The sequence below is a fragment of the Streptomyces sp. RLA012 genome (assembly GCF_056270325.1).
This window is the reverse complement of the sequence record NZ_JBWDPA010000002.1, coordinates 3744139-3760053: the sequence shown is the minus strand read 5'-3', so window position 1 is coordinate 3760053 and position 15915 is coordinate 3744139. Positions and strand designations below refer to the sequence as shown.

At 70.6% G+C, this 15915-nt stretch carries 13 protein-coding genes; 4 read left to right on the top strand and 9 right to left on the bottom strand.

Annotation, left to right across the window (positions count from 1 at the left end; all coding sequences use genetic code 11):
- Positions 1 to 43: 43 nt before the first annotated feature.
- The gene (nucS, locus tag RV986_RS16925; protein WP_475918206.1) at positions 44 to 715 is read right to left on the bottom strand and encodes an endonuclease NucS; all 672 of its coding nucleotides are present in this window, start codon (positions 713 to 715) and stop codon (positions 44 to 46) included.
- 242 nt (positions 716 to 957) lie between these two features.
- Between nucS and RV986_RS16920 the strand changes: the two genes are divergently transcribed.
- Positions 958 to 1350, top strand: coding sequence for an SCO5389 family protein (locus RV986_RS16920; protein ID WP_475918205.1), 393 nt, complete (start codon positions 958 to 960; stop codon positions 1348 to 1350).
- A gap of 364 nt (positions 1351 to 1714) precedes the next feature.
- Here RV986_RS16920 and RV986_RS16915 read toward each other — a convergent pair whose 3' ends face one another.
- Positions 1715 to 2743, bottom strand: a complete 1029-nt coding sequence (locus tag RV986_RS16915; RefSeq protein ID WP_475918204.1) for an LLM class flavin-dependent oxidoreductase — start codon at positions 2741 to 2743, stop codon at positions 1715 to 1717.
- Between the two features lie 220 nt (positions 2744 to 2963).
- On the opposite strand from RV986_RS16915, the gene RV986_RS16910 reads away from it, so the two are divergent.
- Complete coding sequence (locus tag RV986_RS16910; protein WP_475918203.1) at positions 2964 to 3305, top strand: ATP/GTP-binding protein; 342 nt, start codon at positions 2964 to 2966, stop codon at positions 3303 to 3305.
- Positions 3306 to 3317: 12 nt separating this feature from the next.
- Here the strand turns inward: RV986_RS16910 and RV986_RS16905 are convergent, their stop codons facing one another.
- From RV986_RS16905 to mce, 7 genes are all read right to left on the bottom strand, one after another.
- Positions 3318 to 4163: an ABC transporter permease gene (locus RV986_RS16905; protein ID WP_475918202.1), complete on the bottom strand. Its 846-nt coding sequence runs from the start codon at positions 4161 to 4163 to the stop codon at positions 3318 to 3320.
- Positions 4160 to 5398 (bottom strand): ABC transporter ATP-binding protein, encoded by a 1239-nt coding sequence (locus tag RV986_RS16900; protein ID WP_475918201.1) that lies wholly within the window; start codon positions 5396 to 5398, stop codon positions 4160 to 4162. Before RV986_RS16900 ends, RV986_RS16905 begins: the two co-directional genes overlap by 4 nt.
- A gap of 274 nt (positions 5399 to 5672) precedes the next feature.
- Complete coding sequence (locus RV986_RS16895) at positions 5673 to 6443, bottom strand: ABC transporter permease (RefSeq protein WP_475918200.1); 771 nt, start codon at positions 6441 to 6443, stop codon at positions 5673 to 5675.
- Between the two features lie 2 nt (positions 6444 to 6445).
- Positions 6446 to 7396, bottom strand: coding sequence for an ABC transporter ATP-binding protein (locus RV986_RS16890; protein WP_475918199.1), 951 nt, complete (start codon positions 7394 to 7396; stop codon positions 6446 to 6448).
- A gap of 229 nt (positions 7397 to 7625) precedes the next feature.
- Positions 7626 to 8561, bottom strand: coding sequence for a coiled-coil domain-containing protein (locus RV986_RS16885; protein ID WP_099920630.1), 936 nt, complete (start codon positions 8559 to 8561; stop codon positions 7626 to 7628).
- Positions 8562 to 8744: 183 nt separating this feature from the next.
- The gene (scy, locus tag RV986_RS16880) at positions 8745 to 12596 is read right to left on the bottom strand and encodes a polarized growth protein Scy (protein WP_475918198.1); all 3852 of its coding nucleotides are present in this window, start codon (positions 12594 to 12596) and stop codon (positions 8745 to 8747) included.
- Positions 12597 to 12862: 266 nt separating this feature from the next.
- Positions 12863 to 13303: a methylmalonyl-CoA epimerase gene (gene mce / locus RV986_RS16875; RefSeq protein WP_475918197.1), complete on the bottom strand. Its 441-nt coding sequence runs from the start codon at positions 13301 to 13303 to the stop codon at positions 12863 to 12865.
- 183 nt (positions 13304 to 13486) lie between these two features.
- On the opposite strand from mce, the gene RV986_RS16870 reads away from it, so the two are divergent.
- The gene (locus tag RV986_RS16870) at positions 13487 to 14689 is read left to right on the top strand and encodes an acetyl-CoA C-acetyltransferase (protein WP_475918196.1); all 1203 of its coding nucleotides are present in this window, start codon (positions 13487 to 13489) and stop codon (positions 14687 to 14689) included.
- A gap of 105 nt (positions 14690 to 14794) precedes the next feature.
- A complete protein-coding gene (meaB, locus tag RV986_RS16865; protein WP_319746180.1) occupies positions 14795 to 15751 on the top strand; it encodes a methylmalonyl Co-A mutase-associated GTPase MeaB in 957 nt (318 codons plus the stop codon).
- Positions 15752 to 15915: the final 164 nt, after the last annotated feature.

The window sequence follows — 15915 nt, the reverse complement described above, 5'->3', positions numbered from 1 at the left end:
CTCCTGCCTGTTGTCGTGGCTCGTCGCGTGAGCCGGGTGGCCGTCAGAACAGTCGCAGCTTGTCGTCCTCGATGCCGCGCAGCGCGTTGTAGTCCAGGACCGTGCAGCCGATGCCGCGGTCCGTGGCGAGGACGCGGGCCTGCGGTTTGATCTCCTGGGCGGCGAAGATGCCGCGGACCGGCGCGAGGTGCGGGTCGCGGTTCAGCAGCTCCAGATAGCGGGTGAGCTGCTCCACGCCGTCGATCTCGCCGCGCCGCTTGATCTCGATGGCCACGGTCCGGCCCTCGGCGTCGCGGCACAGGATGTCGACGGGGCCGATGGCCGTCATGTACTCGCGGCGGATGAGCGTGTAGCCCTCGCCGAGGGTTTCGATGCGGTCCGCGAGGAGCTCCTGGAGGTGTGCTTCCACGCCGTCCTTGATCAGGCCCGGGTCCACGCCGAGTTCGTGCGAGGAGTCGTGGAGGATCTCCTCCATCGTGATGATGAGTTTCTCGCCCGCCTTGTTGATGACGGTCCAGACGCCCTCCTCGTCGCCCGAACCCTCCTTCAACGTGCAGGGGGGCGACATCCAGTTGAGGGGCTTGTAGGCCCGGTCGTCCGCGTGGATCGAGACGCTGCCGTCCGCCTTCACCAGGATGAGGCGGGGGGCCGACGGAAGATGGGCGGTGAGCCGGCCCGCGTAGTCAACGGAACAGCGGGCAATGACGAGACGCATGGTCGGCAACGCTACTCGACGGGCACAGGTGCACGCGATTCGCCCTGGAAGACGCCTGTTCGGTAGTGGCTGATTGTGTGCCTACTGGGAGTTCGCTATGCGCGCATTCTCCTGGTGCCGTCACCGTCCGTTGCTTACCGTATAAACGGGAGGTCGCGATGCGTGTACTCAGCGTGTTGGACATCGCGGCTCCCTTACCTGTCCGGCAACCCCCGAGGCCTGGGGGTGCGAGAGGAGAACCCATGTCGCTCGACGTCTCACCGGCCCTACTCGAAAAGGCCGAGCGAGGCGAGGTCGACGAAGCTGAATTCGTCGACTGCGTCCGGACCTCCCTGCCCTACGCATGGGAGATGATCAGCTCCCTGGTGGCTCAGCTGAAGGTGGACGGCGGCAACTTCGCCGACAACCAGACGCCTCCGCCGGACGAGCAGGCGCGTGGCCAGCTGCTGCGTGCGCTCGCGAGTGATGCGATACGCGGCGCGCTGCAGCAGCACTTCGGTGTGCGGCTGGCTTTCCAGAACTGCCACCGGGTGGCGGTGTTCCCACTGGACTCCTCAGTGGACGACACGCTGGCACGCTTCACCTCGGTGCGCAGTCAGTTGCTGAACCAGTCGCCGGAGTTCCGCGACTGCTGACGTGACGCCTTGATGACGCTCGGCTTGCCGCTCCGTACGCGGGAGGTGCATTTGTACGGGGCGGCAGGCTCCCCCCCCGGGTTCGCCGAGCCGAACGGCGGGACGCGGACCGTGGGGGAGGCGGATCTCGGGAGTGGGACGCGGACCGCGGGGGCGGGTGGGTCCGTCGGGTCGCAGGGCCGCGTTGTCCAGGCCGCGGGGCGGGACAAGTCGGCTGTGGGGGAGGCCCGTTGGGGTGCCGGGTGGCATCGCCCCTCCTGCTGGAGGGCCGTTCGCCCGCGAGGCACCCGCACGGGGCCCTGGAGACCTGCACAGGGCCCGGGGCGCCCTCGCCCACGCCCGGGCCCGCACACCCTGCCCTGCCTCAGCCGAGGTGGGGGAGCACCTCGGTGCCGAGCCGGCGGACGTTCTCCTCCGTCGCGGCCAGGTCGCCGGAGCCCTCGACGAGGAGGGCGAAGCGGGAGATGCCGGTGCGTTCCGAGGTGGCCGCGAGCCGGTCGGCGCACAGCCGCGGCGTACCCACCGGGTGCAGCCCGCAGAGCAGTTCCGTGTACGCCAGCGGGTCGCGCATCGTGCGGGCCCGGCCGTCGACCGTCACATGCGCGTCCAGCCCCTGCTTCAGCCAGCCCGGCATCGCCTTGACGAGTGCCTCGACGGCGTCGGTGCGGCGGTCCGCGATCTGGCAGACACCGGCCGAGACATGGCCCGCGCGGAGGATCTCGTGCGCCGGGCGGCCCGCCACACGTGCGTACTGCCGCCACAGGGCCACCATTTCGGCCTTCTCCTCGTCACCGACATGCATCCCGAGAAGCATCGGCAGACCGCGCTCGGCCGCGAGCCGCACGCTCGCCGGTGAGGTGCAGGCCACGACGACCTCGGGGCCCGGGGAGCCGCTCAGCGCCTCCGACGGCCGGGGCACGACGGGCACTTCACGGAACCTGAACCGCTCGCCGCGGCCCTCGACGGACGGCTCGCGCAGCCAGCGCACCAGCAGATCGAGTGATTCCGGGAACCCCTTCTCGTACGCTTCGAGTCCCGAGCCGAAGACCTCCAGGTCCACCCAGGGTCCGCCGCGCCCCACACCCAGGGTGAAGCGGCCGCCGGACGTCATGTGCAGCAGGGCGGCCTGTTCGCCGAGGGCCACGGGGTGGACGGTGGGCAGTACGCTGACCGCCGTACCGACGCAGATGCGGCGGGTGCGGCCGAGCAGCAGGGCGGCGAGCGTGACGGCCGACGGGCAGGTCCCGTACGGCACGAAGTGGTGCTCGGCCAGCCAGACCGCGTCGAGCCCGGCTTCCTCGGACACCTCGGCCGTCCGCACCGCGCGGTGCAGGGCCTCCCCCTGACCCTGGCCCGGGAACTGGGCCGCCAGTACAAAACTTCCAACGTGCATGGTGCTTCCTGCTTCCTCGGCTCCGACGCGGAGCTCCCCCACCGGCATAACCGCCCGACACGTGCCGAAGACACGGCCTGTCGGAGAGATTTGCGGATTGTCTGCAGAATGGACCGACGGGAGGGCGATCTGTGGGGGTTGGTGGAGTACGCCTACCCCCGTACGGGCCGCGTAGGCTGGAGAAGACCCCTGCTCCCTGTATAGCTCCGTGAGGTGTCCTGTGTCCCCGCGTCGCAACCGTCCCAAGGGTTCCGACTCCTCCGGCCGGAGTGCGCCCCCCGAAGAGGACGACCGCTCAGGGCGGTACGGCGGCTGGCAGTCCACGGAGAGCTGGCAGGGCGAGGAGTGGAGCGTGCGCCATGTGGCGGGCGCCAGCGCCGAGGGCAAGACCTACCGCTGCCCGGGCTGCGACCAGATGATCCCCTCCGGAGTCCCGCACGTGGTGGCCTGGCCGGAGCACTCGGGCGTCGACGACCGGCGGCACTGGCACAAGGCCTGTTGGAACGCGAAGGACCGCCGCACCTCGCGGGTGCAGCGGTCCCGTAACGCGCCGCGGTTCTAGGCGACTTCCCCGTCACACGTCCCGGCGCTCCAGCAGCACGAACGCGCCGGCGATCGCCACCGCCGTGACCCCGGCCAGCAGACCGAGCTGCGCGCCGCCGGTGCCGTCCTCGCTGTCCAGCACGAAGATCCTGGCGAGGGCGTTGGGAGCGGCGTACTCCTGCATCTTCTCGCCGAACGTGCGCATGCCCTGGGACATCATCAGGAACGCGGGCAGGATCGCGGGCACCAGGACGACACCGAGCATCGTGGTGATCGCGCCCGCCGAGTGGCGCAGCATCGAGCCCACCGCGAGCGACAGCACCCCGAGCAGCGAGACGTACAGCGAGCCCTTGACGACCGTGCCGGCCCACGGGGCGTGCGAGGCGCCACTGTGCATCCCCGCGGTCAGCAGGCCGACCAGGCCGATGGCGAAGACCGAGACGGCCAACGCGACCGCGAAGAAGATGATCAGCTTGGCGGCGAGCACCCGGTACCGCTGCGGCGAGGCGGTGAAGGTCGTCCGGATCATCCCCGTGCCGTACTCGGACGAGACCACCAGGACGCCCAGGGTGATCAGGCAGATCTGGCCGAGGATCAGCCCGAAGAAGGCCGGGATCGTGTAGGGCGCGTCGTTGAAGTCGGAGTCCTGGGTCTGCGCGGCGACCAGGAAGCCGATGCCGATCACCAGCAGCAGGAAGACGCCGAGCGTCCACATCGTGGAGCGCACCGACTTGATCTTCGTCCACTCGGAGGCGAGCGCGTGGCCGAGGTGCGTGCGGGTGACCGGGATCGGCGAGCTGTACGAAGTGCCGGGCGCCGTCTGCCAGTTGGGGGCAGCGGCGGTCTGCTGCGGCATCGGGGGCTGGGGCGTGCTCATCGGGCGTCCTCGGGCTTGGTCAGGTCGGGGGCGGCGGGCGTCGCGGGCGCGGCAGGCGCGGCGGGCGGCTGTGCGAGGGCCTGGGGCGCGGGCTGGGCGTACGGGTTGACGTCCACGGTCGCCGGAGCCGCCGGGGCGCCGGGAGCGCCGTAGGGGCCCGTCTGCGGGGCGCCCTGCGGCATCGCGAACGGCTGTCCGCCCTGCTGCGGCGGCGGCGGTGCGTACCAGCCGGGCTGCCCCTGGCCCGCGACCGGCAGCTGTTGCGGCGGCGGCATGGCGCCGGGCGGCAGTTCCTGCTGGAGTCCGGCCTTCTGGTCGATGGTCGAGCGGTAGTCGACGGCGCCCTGCGTCATGCGCATGTACGCCTCCTCCAGCGAGGCCTGGTGCGGCGACAGCTCCCACAGGCGTACGTCGGCGGTGTGCGCGAGGTCACTGATGCGGGGCAGCGGCAGCCCCATGACCCGCAGCGCCCCGTCCTGCTCGGGCAGCACCTGGCCGCCCGCCTCGGTGAGCGCGGCGGTCAGCTTCTCGCGCTGCTGCGGCTCGGTCTCCGGGGTGCGGACCCGGGCGAAGTCGGCCGAGTTGTGCGAGATGAATTCCTTGATGCTCTGGTCGGCGAGCAGCTGACCGCGGCCGATCACGATCAGGTGGTCGGCGGTCAGCGCCATCTCGCTCATCAGGTGCGAGGAGACGAAGACCGTACGGCCCTCCGCCGCGAGCGCCTTCATGAGGTTGCGGACCCAGAGGATGCCCTCGGGGTCGAGGCCGTTGACCGGCTCGTCGAAGAGCAGCACCTGGGGGTCGCCGAGGAGGGCGGCGGCGATGCCGAGCCGCTGGCCCATGCCGAGCGAGAAGCCCTTGGAGCGTTTCCTGGCCACGTCCTGGAGGCCGACGACACCGAGCACCTCGTCCACGCGGCGGGCCGGGATGCCCGACAGCTGGGCGAGGCAGAGCAGATGGTTGCGGGCGTGCCGGCCGCCGTGCACGGCCTTGGCGTCGAGGAGCGCGCCGACCTGACGGGGCGCGTTGGGCAGCTTGCGGTAGGGGAAGCCGCCGATGGTCACCTGCCCCGAGGTGGGGTTGTCGAGACCGAGGATCATCCGCATGGTCGTCGACTTGCCCGAGCCGTTGGGCCCGAGGAAGCCGGTGACGGCGCCCGGTCGCACCTGGAAGGAAAGGTTGTACACGGCTGTCTTGGCGCCGTAGCGCTTCGTCAGGCCGACTGCCTCGATCATGCTCCGCACCCATCGAAAGGTTCAGGACGTCGGGGCGCACGCCCCCGTAAGGGTTAGGAGGATATCGGGGCGCTGACGGTTCCACTCAAGAGAAAGTAAAACCATGCAGGTCACGCGGGGGAGAGATCGAGTAGGAGTTCTACCCCGCGACGTACCTGGATCCCTGTATTTGTCAGGTACCCGTCGCCCCTGGTCAGGCCGAAAACGGAGCCCCGCACTCACCCGCGAGACCTTCGCGCCCGCCCACAGGACCTTCACTTCCTGCCGACGAGACCTACGCGTCCCGCCTCTTGAGCAGCGCATAGCCTCCGGCGAGCGCCGCGACCACCCACAGCGCCATGATCGCGAGGCCGCCCCAGGGTCCGTACGGAGTGTCGTCGCCGATCGGGGTCACCACCCGCATGATCTTGCTGCCGGCCTGGTCCGGGAGATAGCGGCCGATCTTCTTCGTCGCGGAGACGGCGCCGAGGATGTTGGAGATCAGGAAGAAGAACGGCATCAGTATGCCGAGCGAGAGCATCGGGCTGCGCAGCATCGTCGCGACCCCCATCGAGAAGACGGCGATGAGCGTCATGTAGATCCCGCCGCCGAGCACCGCGCGCAGCACGCCGGGATCGCTGATCGACGCCTTGTGCGTGCCGAGCGCCGCCTGCCCCAGGAAGAAGGCGATGAAGCTGGTGATCATGCCGACGACGAGGGCGAGCCCCGCCGCCACCGTGATCTTGCTGAAGAGGAACGCGGCGCGCTGCGGGACCGCGGCCAGCGAGGTGCGGATCATGCCGGTGCTGTACTCGTTGCCGACCACGAGCACCCCGAACACGATCATCGCGAGCTGACCGAGACTCATCCCCGCGAAGCTGATGTACGTCGGGTCGAAGGAGAGCTGGTCCTTGTGGTTCATCTTGTCGAACTCGTTCTTCGACAACAGCGAGATCAGGATGCCGAGCGCGATCGTGACGACCGCGGCGAGGCTGAGCGTCCAGACGGTGGACGCCACCGACCGGATCTTGGTCCACTCCGACTTCAGGACCTGGGTCGCCGCCATGCTCAGGTCTCCTTGTTCCAGCCGCCGGCCCACTCCTGGGACGGGGCCTCGGTGTGCGCGTGGTACTCCACCGACTCCGCGGTCAGCTGCATGAACGCCTCCTCCAGGGAGGCCTGCTGGGGGCTCAGCTCGTGCAGCACGAGCTGGTGCTGCGCGGCCAGCTCACCGATGTGCTCGGACTTCGCGCCGTCCACCTCCAGCGCGCCGCTGCCGCTCTCGACGACCGTGATGCCCGCCCCGTGCAGCACATCGAGCAGCCGCTCGCGCTGAGGGGAGCGGATCCGGACGTACGACCGCGAGTTCTGCTGGATGAAGTCGGCCATGGAGGTGTCGGCGAGGAGGCGTCCCTGGCCGATGACGACGAGGTGGTCGGCGGTCAGCGCCATCTCGCTCATCAGGTGCGAGGAGACGAAGACCGTACGGCCCTGGGCCGCCAGCGACTTCATCAGATTGCGGATCCAGTGGATGCCCTCGGGGTCGAGGCCGTTGACCGGCTCGTCGAACATCAGGATCCGCGGGTCGCCGAGCAGCGCGCCCGCGATGCCGAGCCGCTGGCCCATACCGAGGGAGAAGCCCTTGGCCTTCTTCTTGGCGACCGCGGTCAGACCGACGGTGTCCAGGACCTCGTGCACCCGTGCCGTCGGGATGCCGTTGCTCTGGGCCAGGCAGAGGAGATGGTTGAAGGCGCTGCGGCCGCCGTGCATGGCCTTGGCGTCGAGCAGGGCGCCGATGTACTTCAGCGGGTCCTTGAGATGGTCGTAGTGCTGCCCGTCGATCCGTACGTCGCCCGCGGTGGGGCGGTCGAGACCGAGCATCATCCGCATGGTGGTGGACTTGCCGGCGCCGTTCGGCCCGAGGAACCCTGTCACGATGCCCGGCCTGACGGCGAAGGTCAGATTGTTGACCGCCACCTTCTCGCCGTACCGCTTGGTCAGCCCCTCAAGCTCGATCATGCGGCCACGGTAGGGCGACGCGTGGGGCCGTGCCACCTGAGCGAGGGGGTCTTTGCCGCTTGTTCACCGTGGTTTGCTGGCGCGTCATCAGAGCGTGGCGCAACCACACGGCGGAGCCGCGGAACGGCACAGCCCCGTACCCCTTCGGGGAGCCCCCGCCTCGCACGACAACGGCCCGCATCCCGAGGAGGGATGCGGGCCGGAGCCGATACCGGGAACCGGACCGGAACTACCGGGTCTGCTGGGCCGGAACCCCACGGGAGATCGGCTCGTCCTCGGCCGGCGTGCTCGCTGCGGCCACCGCGGCGCCCGTGAGCGTCGCGAGCATCTCGCGGACGTTCGTGAGCTGTGCGTTGATCGAGTCGCGACGGTTCGTCAGTGCCGCCAGCTCGCGCTCGGACTCCGAGCGGATGCGGTCGGCCTTGGCGTTCGCGTCGGCCACGATGTCCTCGGCCTGGCGCTGGGCCGTCTCGACCGTCTGGCGGGCGCGGCGCTCGGCGTCCGTGCGCAGCTTCTCGGCCTCCAGGCGGAGCTGCTCCGCGCGGTGCTCGATCTCCGCGAGACGCTTCTCGGCCTTGGCCTGACGCGACGCCAGGTCGCGCTCGGACTGCTCGCGGCGCTTGGCGAGGTTCGTCTCGAAGTCGGCGGCGGCCTGCGCGGCCTTGGCGCGGGTCTCCTCGAAGAGGGCGTCCGCCTCCTCGCGCTTGGACTGCGCGTCCTTCTGCGCCTCCTGGCGCAGCTGAGAGGCGTCGCTCTTGGCCTTCTCGACGATCCGGACGCCCTCGTCCTCCGCCTTGGACTTGCGGTCTGCAGCGAACGATTCTGCGTCGTTGCGGACCTGCTGAGCGGCGGACTCGGCGAGCTCACGGTGCTGCTCGGACGCGCGACGGGCCTCCTCGCGCAGATCCTTCGCCTCCTCCTCGGCGAGGCGGAGGATCTTCTCGACGCGTGCGCCGAGACCCGCGTACGACGGCTCGGCGTCGCTGACCTGGGCCTGGGCGTTCTGCGTTTCGAGGTGGAGCTCCTCGATGCGCTTTTCGAGAGCAGTGATACGGGCCAGAGCGCTGTCACGGTCGGAGACGAGCTTCGAAATGCGTTCGTCCACCTGAGCGCGGTCGTACCCACGCCGCACAAGCTCGAAGCCGTAGGGGGAAGTGTCGCTCATGGGGTTCCTGTCGAATGAGACCGGTGAGGTGATAGGGGGAATCCTAGGGGCCAAAGCGGTGTGTCATCGAGCGGATACGTGTTTGATCTGGAGAATGAGACTCCTTTTGGGTGGCTGACTGTCAGAGGGCTTGCCAGAACCTGTGGCAAAGATCCGTACAAAGCACGAAATGGGTGGTTCTGGCTAGCCCTCTGACGACTTGCCACTCGAACGAGTTGCGCCGGCGGCGGCGCCCGCTTTGACCCCACCATCCTTGCCGACGGACGGGGCCTCAAAGGATTCCAACGCCTCCAGGACGTCCTGGACACGGGAAATCTCGGCATTGATGTCCTCGCGACGGCGGATGAGCACTTCGAGCTCGCGCTTGCCCTCCTCCACCGCGGCCCGCGCCTCGCGGATGGCCTCGGCCTTGATCTCCGTCGCCTCGGCGATGAGCGAGCTCTTCTTCTGCTCGGCCTCCTTGAGGAGCCCCTCGGCCTTCTTGACCGCGGCGATGCGCACCTTGCTCGCCTCGGAGTTGGCCTCCGAGACCAGGTCCTTCGCCTTCGCCTGGGCCTCGGCGAGCTGGTCCTCGGCGGCTCTGATCAGTGCGTCACAGCGCTCGCCGGCCGTCTTCATCGTCTCGGCCGACTCGCGGCGGGCCCGCTGGTGCAGCTCCTCGATCTCGGTGGTGATGCGGTCGCGCAGCTCCTCCGCCCGCTCCCTTATGGCCGTCGCGTCCCGGCGCGCGCCGATCAGCAGCTCGTCCGCGTCCGTGCGGGCCCGCTCCACCAGGGAGTTGCCCTCGACGGTCGATTCGGAGACCAGCCGCTCGGCCTCATTGCGTGCGGCGCCCACCATGGAGTCGGCCTGCGCCTCGGCGTCCGCGGTGGTCTTCTGCGCGCTCTGCTGCGCCTCGGTGAGCAGCTTGTCGGCCTCGGAGGCGGTCTCGGAGATGAGGGTGTCGACCTGCTCGGCCGCCTCGGAACGCCGCTTGTTGGCCTCCCGGCGCGCCGCGTCAAGGGTCCGGTCCGCCTCGTCACGCGCGGCGGACGTGACCCGCTCGGCCTCCGCCGCCGCCTCGGCCTTGACCCGCTCGGCCTCGGTGCGGATCCGCTCGGCGTGCTGCTGCGCGGAACCGACCGTGTCGGCGGCCTCGGCGCGCAGCCGCTCCGCGTCCCCGGTCGCGTCCGAGAGCAGCTGCTCGGCCTTGGCCCTGGACTCCGTACGGACCCGCTCGGCCTCGGCGTTCGTCTCGTTCGTCAGCCGCTCCGCCTCGGCGCGCGACTCGTTGATGAGCGTGTCCGCCTGCGTGGCCGCGTCCGAACGGATCCGGTTGGCGTCCTCCCGGGCGTCCCCGCGGGCGCGCGAAGCCTCCTGCTCGGCGTTCGCGACGGTGTCCGACGCCTCGGTGCGCGCCCGCTGGGTGAGCTCGGCGGCTTCCGAACGCAGCCGCTCGGACTCGGCGATCGCGTCCGAGACGGTCCGCTCGGCAAGGGCCTTGGCGGCGTCCGTCTCCTCGGCCGCCACGCGCCGGATACGGCTCGCGTCCTCGGAGGCCCGCTCCCGCTCCGCGTAGGCGTCGGCGCGGACCCGGTCCGCCTCCTCCTGCGCCTCGGTCCGCATCCGGTCCACCACGTGCTCGGCGGCGCTGCGCAGACCGGCGATGTCGTCCTGGGCCTGCTCGTGCAGCCCCGCCACGGAGTCGCGCACCTGCTGCGCGGTCTGCTCGGCGCTGGAGACCATCTCGGTCGCGCGCCGGTCGGCCTCCTCGATCAGCCGTACGGCCTCGGCCTGGGCCTCCTCGACACGGTTGCGCGCGGAGGCGAGGAGCTCCTCGCTCTGCTCGCGGGCCCGCTCGCGCTCCTGGTCGGCCTCCTGGCGCGCCGAACCGAGGAGTTCCTCGGCCTCGCGGCGGCGCCGGGCGGCCTCCTCCTGGGCGGCGGCCAGCGTCTCGGCGCCCTCGGTGGCCAGCCGCTCGGCCGCGGCCTGGGCCTCCGCCCGTACCCGGTCGGCGCTGTCCTGGGCCTCCGACTTCAGCCGCTCGGCCTCCGCCGCGGCCTCCGACCGCAGCCGTACGGCGATGTTCTCGCCCTCGGCCCGCGACGTGGAGGCGTCCGCGGCGGCCTCGTTGCGCAGCCGGTCGGCCTCCGCCTCGGCCTGCGCCTGCAGCGTACGGATCCGCTCGGCGGCCTCGCCCCGCAGCCGGTCCGTCTCCTCGGCGGCCTCGCGGCGGATCCCCTCCGAGTCCGCGCGCGCGTCGCTCAATGCCTGCTCGGCCGAGGTGAGCCGCTGCTCGGCCTCGGTGTGCAGCCGGGTCAGTTCCTCGGCGGCATCCGCCCGGCGGGCCGCTATGGCGCGCTCGGTCTCCTCGCGCAGCCCCTCGCTGGCCCGCTCGGCCTCCGCCTTGATCGTCTCGGCCAGCTCGACGGCCTCGGCGCGGTTGTTCTCGGCCTCCTTGCGCGTGCGCTCCAGGGTGTCCTCGGCCTGGCGGCGCAGCGCCGTGGCGCGCTCGATGGCCTCGGTGCGCACCCGCTCGCTGTCGGTGGTGGCCGTGTTGCGGAGTTCGTCCGCGTCCACCTTGGCCTTCGCGAGCAGCTCCTCGGCGGTCTTGGCCGCCTCCTCGATCTGCTGGACGGCCTCACGCCGGGCCTCGGAGCGGATCCGCTCGCCCTCGGCGTTCGCGTCGCCGCGCAGCTGCTCGGCCTCGCCGCGCAGCCGGCGCGCCTCCTCCTGCAGCTCGACCGTCTTGGCGCGGTACTCCTTGGTGTCGTCCTTCGCCGTGCCCTTGAGCTGCTCGGCGATGTCGTGCGCCTCGGCGCGCAGCCGGTCCGCCTCGGCCTCGGCCTCGGTGCGGATCCGCTCGGCCTCCTCGGCCGCCGCCTTCGTGGTCGTCTTGGCTTCCTCGGACGCCTTGTCGAGGACGTCCTCCGCGGTACGGGCCGCCTTGGCGAGCTGGGAGGCGGTCTCCTCGGCGGTGAGGCTGCGGGCGTTGTCGTCGGCCTCCGCGATGATCTTCTCGGCCTTGGCGCGGGCCTCCGCGACCACCTGCTCGGCGTCCGACCTGGTGGTCTCGGCCTCCTTGGTGGCCTCGCTGACCAGCCGGGCGACCTGCTCCTTGGCCGTCCGGGTGCGCTGCTCGTTGGCCGACTCTGCGCTGGAGAGGGCCTTGGCCGCGGCCTCCTTCGCCTCCGCGACGACCTTGTCCGCCTCGGCCCGCGCCTCGCGCAGCGCCGCCTCGGCCGCCGTCATGCGCTGCTCGGCGGCCCGGCTCAGCTCGGTGGCCTGGCGGCGGGCGCTGTCCGACTCGTTCGCCGTGGAGCTGCGCAGCTGCTCGGCGTGGTCGGTGGCCTCCTGGGCCTGCGTCGAGGCCGCGTTCAGCAGCCGCTCGGAGTCCGTGCGGGCCCGGCGCAGCAGCGCCTCGGCCTCCGCGCGGGCCGACTCGGCGTCGTTCGTCAGCCGCTGGCGGGCCTCGGCGGCGATCCGCTCGGCCTCCGCGCGGGCCGCACTCAGTGCCTGGTCGGCCTCGGTGCGCGACTCCTCCAGGAGCCGGCGGGCCTGCTGCTCGCTGCGGGCGCGCAGCTGCTCGGCCCAGGCCACGTTCTCGTTGACGTGCGACTCGACGGTCTGGCGGCGCTCCGACAGCTCCTGGTCGAGCTGCTGGCGGCGCGCGACCGCCTCCTGGTGCAGCTCGGCCTGCAGCCGGGCCGCCTGCTCGGCGTGCTCCTGGAGAATGCGCTGCGTCTGCGCACGGGCCTGGCTCATCTCGCGCTCGGCGTCGGCGCGCAGCTGATCGGCCTGGATCTGGGCATTACGGAGCAGCTGCTCGGCCTGATAGCCGAGGTCGCCGCCGCTGTCGTAGGCAGGCCGGGTCGCCAGACTGCGGCGCGCCTCGTGCAGCTTGGCGCGCAGCACCTCGACCTGATAGCCGAGGTCCTCGGCGTGCTGGACGGCCTTCTCCCGCTCGGTCTTCAGCCGTTCCATCTCGGCCTCGAACCGAGAGAGGTGGTCGACGTCAGCCGCCGGCTCTCGCTCCTGGCGTTCGTAGCCCCGCACTGCGCGGTCCCATCCGTCCCCTGGTCGCAAGTCTCTCCAAACGAGCCCCGTCCATCCGCCGAACGGGGCCCCCGGGGAATGGTGTCAGATCAACAGCGGAGCACGGGCTGCCGCCCCGACGCTCGTCCCCCGAAACCTGGACCCCGGCCCTCGGTCACGCCGTCCTCAGGGCGGCACGACCTCAGGACCCGTCGTTCGGACGGGCCCTGGGCCGCCCCGAAATGGCAGCGGCCACTCCCAACCCTACCGGCCCAGATATACGGGGGTCAGTGCTCAGGTGACTCAACAGTCGCCGAAGTGACCAGTTCTGTCAGGACACCGTGGCAATCCTTCGGGTGGAGGAAGGTGATTCTGGACCCCATGGAGCCCCGTCGGGGCTCTTCGTAGAGGACTCGTACACCTTTGTCCTTGATATCGGTGGCATCGGCATCGACATCCGCCGTACCGAACGCGATGTGATGGACGCCCTCTCCGTTCTTCGCCAGCCACTTCCCGACGGTCGAGTCCTCGCGGGTCGGTTCCAGGAGCTGGAGGTAGGAGGCGCCGCCGTCCGAGGTCTCGTTGATCTTGAGCATGGCCTCGCGGACACCCTGCTCCTCGTTGACCTCGGAGTGGAACACCTCGAAGCCGTACGTCGCACGATAGAACTCGACAGTCTTGTCGAGGTCGAAACAGGCGATCCCGATGTGGTCGATTCGCGTCAGCATGGAGTCAGTGCAGCGCGCCCGCGGCGGTTACGCAACGTGCGCGCGATCACACTGACTGCCGGATGACGGTTGGCGTACCGCTCAGTACATTCAAGTACACCCTCATCTGGGGGGATCCTCCCAGACCCCCCCAACTCGTTCACTCACTCCTCGGCTGTGCAGCCGGTAAGGGGATCGCACCTCATGTCTGGAACGAACAACAGCACCTCGGTGATCGTCGCGGGTGCCCGTACGCCCATGGGACGGTTGCTGGGCTCGCTGAAGTCCTTCTCCGGGGCCGACCTCGGAGGCTTCGCGATCAAGGCCGCCCTCGACCGTGCGGGGATCGGTGGCGACCAGGTGCAGTACGTGATCATGGGTCAGGTGCTGCAGGCCGGGGCGGGGCAGATCCCGGCACGCCAGGCCGCGGTCAAGGCGGGCATCCCGATGAGCGTCCCGGCGCTCACGATCAACAAGGTGTGTCTGTCCGGTCTCGACGCCATCGCGCTCGCGGACCAGCTGATCCGCGCGGGTGAATTCGACATCGTGGTCGCGGGCGGCCAGGAGTCCATGACGAACGCGCCCCACCTGCTCCCCAAGTCCCGCGAGGGCTTCAAGTACGGCGCGATCGAGATGCTCGACGCGATGGCGTACGACGGTCTCACCGACGCCTTCGAGAACATCGCCATGGGCGAGTCGACGGAGAAGCACAACACGCGCCTCGGCATCGCCCGCCCGGAGCAGGACGAGGTGGCCGCACTCTCGCACCAGCGCGCGGCCGCCGCGCAGAAGAACGGCATCTTCGAGGCGGAGATCACGCCGGTGGAGATTCCGCAGCGCAAGGGCGAGCCCGTGGTCTTCAGCAAGGACGAGGGCATCCGCGCCGAGACCACGGTGGACTCGCTGGCGAAGCTGCGCCCCGCCTTCACCCGGGACGGCACGATCACGGCGGGCACCTCCTCGCAGATCTCCGACGGTGCCGCGGCCGTGGTCGTGATGAGCAAGACCAAGGCGCAGGAGCTCGGTCTCCAGTGGATCGCCGAGATCGGCGCGCACGGGAACGTCGCGGGTCCGGACAACTCCCTCCAGTCCCAGCCCTCGAACGCGATCCTGCACGCCCTGAAGAAGGAGGGCCTCGACGTCTCCGATCTCGACCTGATCGAGATCAACGAGGCGTTCGCCGCGGTCGCCGTGCAGTCAATGAAGGACCTCGGCGTATCCACGGAAAAGGTGAACGTCAACGGTGGTGCCATCGCCCTCGGTCACCCGATCGGGATGTCCGGCGCCCGCCTCGTGCTGCACCTCGCGCTGGAGCTCAAGCGGCGCGGCGGCGGGGTCGGCGCGGCGGCGCTGTGCGGTGGCGGCGGGCAGGGTGACGCGCTGATCGTGCGGGTACCCAAGGCCTGACGCCGTTGTCTCTTTCCGTACGACCCTGATGCGTACGACCCTGGCGCGTACGACTGTGAACGACCTCGGTGCGTACGACTCTGAACGGATCTGAACGGAGCTGTGATGCAGGACGTCTCCTCGCTGGTGGCCCAGGCCAGGGAAGGCAGGCCGCGGGCCGTGGCCCGGCTGATCTCCCTGGTGGAGGGGGCGTCCCCGCAGTTGCGCGAGGTCATGGCGGCGCTGGCCCCGCTGACCGGCAACGCGTACGTCGTCGGGCTCACCGGCTCTCCGGGCGTGGGCAAGTCGACCTCGACCTCGGCGCTGGTGACGGCGTACCGGCGGCAGGGCAAGCGGGTCGGGGTCCTGGCCGTCGACCCGTCCTCGCCGTTCTCCGGAGGCGCCCTGCTCGGCGACCGTGTCCGTATGTCCGAGCACGCCTCCGACCCCGGTGTCTACATCCGCTCGATGGCCACGCGAGGCCATCTGGGCGGTCTGGCCTGGTCGGCCCCCCAGGCCATCCGCGTCCTGGACGCGGCGGGCTGTGACGTGATCCTGGTGGAGACGGTCGGTGTGGGCCAGTCGGAGGTGGAGATCGCCTCCCAGGCGGACACCTCGGTGGTCCTGCTCGCCCCCGGCATGGGCGACGGCATCCAGGCGGCGAAGGCCGGAATCCTGGAGATCGGCGACGTGTACGTGGTGAACAAGGCCGACCGGGACGGTGCCGACGCGACCGCGCGTGAGCTGAACCACATGCTCGGGCTCGGCGAGTCCCGAGGACCCGGGGACTGGCGGCCGCCGATCGTGAAGACGGTCGCGGCGCGGGGCGAGGGCATCGACGAGGTCGTCGAGGCCCTGGAGAAGCACCACGCCTGGATGGAGGAGCACGGTGTCCTCGCCGAGCGGCGCCTCGCCCGGGCGTCCCAGGAGGTCGAGACGATCGCCGTCACGGCGCTGCGCCAACGTATCGGTGACCTTCATGGTGACCGCCGCCTGAGTGCGCTCGCGGAGCGGATCGTGGCGGGGGAGTTGGATCCCTACCGGGCGGCGGACTCGTTGGTGGAGGGCCTGACGGAGAGCTGAGGCGGGTTTTCTCGCCCCCGCCAGCCCCCGGGGCGGGTAGGGGCTCCGCCCCAGACCCCGGGCGGGTTCTTCGCCTGCGGGCCGGTGGGGGTTGCTCGCGCAGTTCCCCGCGCCCCCAAGGCGGGGCCGCGCCCCGAATCCCCGCGCCCCCAGGGCGGGGCTGC

Coding starts and splice junctions, on each gene's coding strand:
- mce (WP_475918197.1), bottom strand. CDS start 13,303: ATGCTGACGCGAATCGACCACATCGGGATCGCCTGTTTCGACCTCGAC.
- RV986_RS16870 (WP_475918196.1), top strand. CDS start 13,487: ATGTCTGGAACGAACAACAGCACCTCGGTGATCGTCGCGGGTGCCCGT.
- meaB (WP_319746180.1), top strand. CDS start 14,795: ATGCAGGACGTCTCCTCGCTGGTGGCCCAGGCCAGGGAAGGCAGGCCG.
- nucS (WP_475918206.1), bottom strand. CDS start 715: ATGCGTCTCGTCATTGCCCGCTGTTCCGTTGACTACGCGGGCCGGCTC.
- RV986_RS16920 (WP_475918205.1), top strand. CDS start 958: ATGTCGCTCGACGTCTCACCGGCCCTACTCGAAAAGGCCGAGCGAGGC.
- RV986_RS16890 (WP_475918199.1), bottom strand. CDS start 7,396: ATGATCGAGCTTGAGGGGCTGACCAAGCGGTACGGCGAGAAGGTGGCG.
- RV986_RS16885 (WP_099920630.1), bottom strand. CDS start 8,561: ATGAGCGACACTTCCCCCTACGGCTTCGAGCTTGTGCGGCGTGGGTAC.
- RV986_RS16895 (WP_475918200.1), bottom strand. CDS start 6,443: ATGGCGGCGACCCAGGTCCTGAAGTCGGAGTGGACCAAGATCCGGTCG.
- RV986_RS16905 (WP_475918202.1), bottom strand. CDS start 4,163: ATGAGCACGCCCCAGCCCCCGATGCCGCAGCAGACCGCCGCTGCCCCC.
- RV986_RS16900 (WP_475918201.1), bottom strand. CDS start 5,398: ATGATCGAGGCAGTCGGCCTGACGAAGCGCTACGGCGCCAAGACAGCC.
- RV986_RS16915 (WP_475918204.1), bottom strand. CDS start 2,743: ATGCACGTTGGAAGTTTTGTACTGGCGGCCCAGTTCCCGGGCCAGGGT.